The 5,865-nt window shown below is 55.7% G+C and carries 3 rRNA genes; all 3 read right to left on the bottom strand.

Going from position 1 to position 5,865, the window contains the following annotated elements:
* Positions 1–60 precede the first annotated feature (60 nt).
* Positions 61–177, bottom strand: a 5S ribosomal RNA gene (gene rrf, locus ACIQCY_RS18070).
* 255 nt (positions 178–432) lie between these two features.
* Positions 433–3,589, bottom strand: a 23S ribosomal RNA gene (locus ACIQCY_RS18065).
* Positions 3,590–4,155: 566 nt separating this feature from the next.
* Positions 4,156–5,689 (bottom strand): 16S ribosomal RNA (locus ACIQCY_RS18060).
* The 16S, 23S and 5S rRNA genes sit together here, the layout of an rRNA operon.
* Positions 5,690–5,865: the final 176 nt, after the last annotated feature.

Here is a 5,865-nt window from a genome sequence, read left to right as displayed (position 1 = left end):
GGGGGGAAGGCCCCGCACCTGGTGGTGTGGGGCCTTCCCTTTTTTGTGTTGCTAAGTGTTGTCCGGCGGTGTCCTACTCTCCCACACTCTCTCGGGTGCAGTACCATCGGCGCTGTGGGTCTTAGCTTCCGGGTTCGGAATGGGACCGGGCGTTTCCCCCACGCTATGACCGCCGTAACCCTTGCTACCTGACGCACCCTTGGTCTCTTCCCACCGGGGGTGGGGGTTCGAGGGGGTGCCGGTAAATCTGTGGGGTTACATCCGTCGTGCTGGATGTACTCATATTCAGTTGTGGTACCAGTTGTGGGACTGGTGGTTCCGTTGTTGGTTGGGAACCGCATAGTGGACGCGTAGCATTTGATCTTCACCCTCCCCGTGGTCACCGGTCGGGGTTTCACCTGTGAGGGTGTTGCCCGTGGTGGGGGTGGGTGTGTGGTGTAAGTTATCGGCTTATTAGTACCGGTCAGCTTCACAGGTCTTTCGTCCCTGCTTCCACATCCGGCCTATCAACCCAGTGGTCTGGCTGGGGGCCTCTCACACTCGAGGTGTATGGAAATCTCATCTTGAAGCAGGCTTCCCGCTTAGATGCTTTCAGCGGTTATCCCATCCGAACGTAGCTAATCAGCGGTGCACTTGGCAGTACAACTGACACACCAGAGGTTCGTCCGTCCCGGTCCTCTCGTACTAAGGACAGCCCTTCTCAAATTTCCTGCGCGCGCAGCGGATAGGGACCGAACTGTCTCACGACGTTCTAAACCCAGCTCGCGTACCGCTTTAATGGGCGAACAGCCCAACCCTTGGGACCTACTCCAGCCCCAGGATGCGACGAGCCGACATCGAGGTGCCAAACCATGCCGTCGATATGGACTCTTGGGCAAGATCAGCCTGTTATCCCCGAGGTACCTTTTATCCGTTGAGCGACGGCCATTCCACAATGTGCCGCCGGATCACTAGTCCCGACTTTCGTCCCTGCTTGAGATGTCTCTCTCACAGTCAAGCTCCCTTGTGCACTTACACTCGCCACCTGATTGCCAACCAGGCTGAGGGAACCTTTGGGCGCCTCCGTTACTTTTTAGGAGGCAACCGCCCCAGTTAAACTACCCATCAGGCACTGTCCCTGACCCGGATTACGGGCCGAAGTTAGATATCCAGAGTGACCAGAGTGGTATTTCAACGATGACTCCACATGAACTGGCGTCCACGCTTCACAGTCTCCCACCTATCCTACACAAGCCACACCGAACACCAATACCAAACTATAGTGAAGGTCTCGGGGTCTTTCCGTCCTGCTGCGCGTAACGAGCATCTTTACTCGTACTGCAATTTCGCCGAGTTTATGGTTGAGACAGCGGGGAAGTCGTTACTCCATTCGTGCAGGTCGGAACTTACCCGACAAGGAATTTCGCTACCTTAGGATGGTTATAGTTACCACCGCCGTTTACTGGGGCTTAAATTCCCAGCTTCGTCCCACGCAAGCGTGAAACTAACCGGTCCTCTTAACCTTCCAGCACCGGGCAGGAGTCAGTCCGTATACATCGTCTTGCGACTTCGCACGGACCTGTGTTTTTAGTAAACAGTCGCTTCCCCCTGGTCTCTGCGGCCCTGATCCGCTCCGGTGAGCAAGTCACCATCACAGTTGGGGCCCCCCTTCTCCCGAAGTTACGGGGGCATTTTGCCGAGTTCCTTAACCATAATTCTCTCGATCGCCTTAGTATTCTCTACCTGATCACCTGTGTCGGTTTGGGGTACGGGCGGCTAAAACCTCGCGCCGATGCTTTTCTCGGCAGCATAGGATCACCGAATTCCCCCATACGGGGGTCCCATCAGATCTCAGGCTCGTGATCGAACACAAGAACGCGGATTTGCCTACGTCCTGCCCTACATCCTTAGACCGGGACAACCATCGCCCGGCTCGGCTACCTTCCTGCGTCACACCTGTTAATACGCTTACCTCCCGAGATCAGGTCCCGCGATCCACAAAAAACCACGTCACCACAAGGGTGGGCGGTCATGCTTCTGGCGGTTAGTATCCCTCGATCAGTATTGGCGGTTTTTCGCCGGTACGGGAATATCAACCCGTTGTCCATCGACTACGCCTGTCGGCCTCGCCTTAGGTCCCGACTTACCCAGGGCAGATTAGCTTGACCCTGGAACCCTTGATCATTCGGCGGACGGGTTTCTCACCCGTCTTTCGCTACTCATGCCTGCATTCTCACTCGTGTAGGCTCCACCGCTGGTTTACACCGCGACTTCACTGCCCACACGACGCTCCCCTACCCATCCACACCCTTGAACCAGGAGAACAAGTCTCCGGCTTGGGATATATGTGAATGCCACAACTTCGGCGGTGTACTTGAGCCCCGCTACATTGTCGGCGCGGAATCACTTGACCAGTGAGCTATTACGCACTCTTTCAAGGGTGGCTGCTTCTAAGCCAACCTCCTGGTTGTCTGGGCAACTCCACATCCTTTCCCACTTAGCACACGCTTAGGGGCCTTAGTTGGTGGTCTGGGCTGTTTCCCTCTCGACTATGAAGCTTATCCCCCACAGTCTCACTGCTGCGCTCTCACTTACCGGCATTCGGAGTTTGGCTGACGTCAGTAACCTTGTAGGGCCCATTAGCCATCCAGTAGCTCTACCTCCGATAAGAAACACGCAACGCTGCACCTAAATGCATTTCGGGGAGAACCAGCTATCACGAAGTTTGATTGGCCTTTCACCCCTACCCACAGCTCATCCCCTCCATTTTCAACTGAAGTGGGTTCGGTCCTCCACGACGTCTTACCGTCGCTTCAACCTGGCCATGGGTAGATCACTTCGCTTCGGGTCTAGATCACGCCACTCTGGTCGCCCTATTCAGACTCGCTTTCGCTACGGCTTCCCCACACGGGTTAACCTCGCGACGTAACACTAACTCGCAGGCTCATTCTTCAAAAGGCACGCCGTCACAACTACTAAGGTTGCTCCGACGGTTTGTAGGCACACGGTTTCAGGTACTATTTCACTCCCCTCCCGGGGTACTTTTCACCTTTCCCTCACGGTACTGGTCCGCTATCGGTCATCAGGGAGTATTTAGGCTTACCAGGTGGTCCTGGCAGATTCGCACGGGATTTCTCGGGCCCCGTGCTACTTGGGATCCTCTCCAAACGGCGTCACGCATTACGGTTACGGGACTAACACCCTCTCCGGCCGGGCTTTCAAACCCGTTCACCTATACGCACGCACTCATTTCACCAGTCCGGCAGAACTGGAACGGAAAGTCCCACAACCCCAGTGATGCAACGCCCGCCGGCTATCACACACCACTGGTTTAGCCTGTTCCGCGTTCGCTCGCCACTACTAACGGAATCACTATTGTTTTCTCTTCCTGTGGGTACTGAGATGTTTCACTTCCCCACGTTCCCTCCACGTACCCTATGTGTTCAGATACGGGTCACCCGGTCACTCGCGCGCCGGGCGGGGTTTCCCCATTCGGACATCCTGGGATCAAAGTTCGGTTATCAACTCCCCCAGGCTTATCGCAGATTCCCACGTCCTTCTTCGGCTCCTGATGCCAAGGCATCCACCGTGTGCCCTTAAAAACTTGACCACTAAGATCAAAAACATATCGAGAAAACCAGGCCCGAACCTAAGTCCGGAACCAGATTTATCTTAGAAATTGCTTCTTTTTAAGATGCTCGCGTCCACTATGCAGTTCTCAACCAACAACCCCAACACACCCGGACACCACCCCAACCAAGGGGCAAACAGCGACCAGCATGCGCGGGAAAACCAGAAACAACACACCCCCACCCCACGACACCCCCACACCCCCCACCACCAGTCAACGACCAGCACCAGAAAAACGCGCGGAAAACACCGCAGAACAAGAGCCCTGTTATCTCAGGACCCAACAGTGTGCCAAACACCACCCGACAACCACACCGACAACCCGCTTTCCAGAACCACCACCACCACACCCAACCACCCCGAAAGGAAGAAGGACACAGCACGATGAGACGTACTCACAAACCGCCAGGAGCCACCAGGCACCTATTCATTGATATTCCACCCATGAGCACCCACCGCGGAACAAACGCCCGCGCTATGGGCTAACTCCTGCACGCCACACACCCGACACACAGGACGGGCACATGAACATGAGGCGCTCCTTAGAAAGGAGGTGATCCAGCCGCACCTTCCGGTACGGCTACCTTGTTACGACTTAGTCCCAATCGCCGGTCCCACCTTCGACGGCTCCCTCCCACAAGGGGTTAGGCCACCGGCTTCGGGTGTTACCAACTTTCGTGACTTGACGGGCGGTGTGTACAAGGCCCGGGAACGTATTCACCGCAGCGTTGCTGATCTGCGATTACTAGCGACTCCAACTTCATGAGGTCGAGTTGCAGACCTCAATCCGAACTGAGACCGGCTTTTTGGGATTAGCTCCACCTCACAGTATCGCAACCCTTTGTACCGGCCATTGTAGCATGCGTGAAGCCCAAGACATAAGGGGCATGATGATTTGACGTCGTCCCCACCTTCCTCCGAGTTGACCCCGGCAGTCTCCCATGAGTCCCCGGCATAACCCGCTGGCAACATGGAACGAGGGTTGCGCTCGTTGCGGGACTTAACCCAACATCTCACGACACGAGCTGACGACAACCATGCACCACCTGTAAACCGGCCACAAGTGGCTGACACATCTCTGCATCATTCCGGTTCATGTCAAGCCTTGGTAAGGTTCTTCGCGTTGCATCGAATTAATCCGCATGCTCCGCCGCTTGTGCGGGCCCCCGTCAATTCCTTTGAGTTTTAGCCTTGCGGCCGTACTCCCCAGGCGGGGCACTTAATGCGTTAGCTACGGCGCGGAAAACGTGGAATGTCCCCCACACCTAGTGCCCAACGTTTACGGCATGGACTACCAGGGTATCTAATCCTGTTCGCTCCCCATGCTTTCGCTCCTCAGCGTCAGTTACAGCCCAGAGACCTGCCTTCGCCATCGGTGTTCCTCCTGATATCTGCGCATTTCACCGCTACACCAGGAATTCCAGTCTCCCCTACTGCACTCTAGTCTGCCCGTACCCACCGCAGATCCGGGGTTAAGCCCCGGACTTTCACGGCAGACGCGACAAACCGCCTACGAGCTCTTTACGCCCAATAATTCCGGATAACGCTTGCGCCCTACGTATTACCGCGGCTGCTGGCACGTAGTTAGCCGGCGCTTCTTCTGCAGGTACCGTCACCAACCCAAAAGGCCGGCTTCTTCCCTACTGAAAGAGGTTTACAACCCGAAGGCCTTCATCCCTCACGCGGCGTCGCTGCATCAGGCTTGCGCCCATTGTGCAATATTCCCCACTGCTGCCTCCCGTAGGAGTCTGGGCCGTGTCTCAGTCCCAGTGTGGCCGGTCACCCTCTCAGGCCGGCTACCCGTCGTCGCCTTGGTAGGCCATTACCCCACCAACAAGCTGATAGGCCGCGAGTCCATCCAAAACCACAAAAGCTTTCCACCAACATGGCATGCGCCAGAAGGTCGTATCCAGTATTAGACCCGGTTTCCCAGGCTTATCCCAGAGTCAAGGGCAGGTTACTCACGTGTTACTCACCCGTTCGCCACTAATCCCCCCACAAGTGAGGTTCATCGTTCGACTTGCATGTGTTAAGCACGCCGCCAGCGTTCATCCTGAGCCAGGATCAAACTCTCCGTAAATGCATTACAGACACAACAACACCACCCGGGAAAACGGGTGACACCATTGCACAAAATTCGAAACCAGCCAAAAAAACCAGCCACCACACGGGGTGCGGCAACCAGCAAATTCAACCAATCAAAAAACAATCGGTATCAACAAACTTGGCACACTATTGAGTTCTCAAACAACAGGA

It is taken from the genome of Arthrobacter sp. NPDC092385 (genome assembly GCF_044755105.1).
GTDB lineage: Bacteria > Actinomycetota > Actinomycetes > Actinomycetales > Micrococcaceae > Arthrobacter_D.
This window is presented reverse-complemented; position numbering and strand designations above follow the sequence as displayed.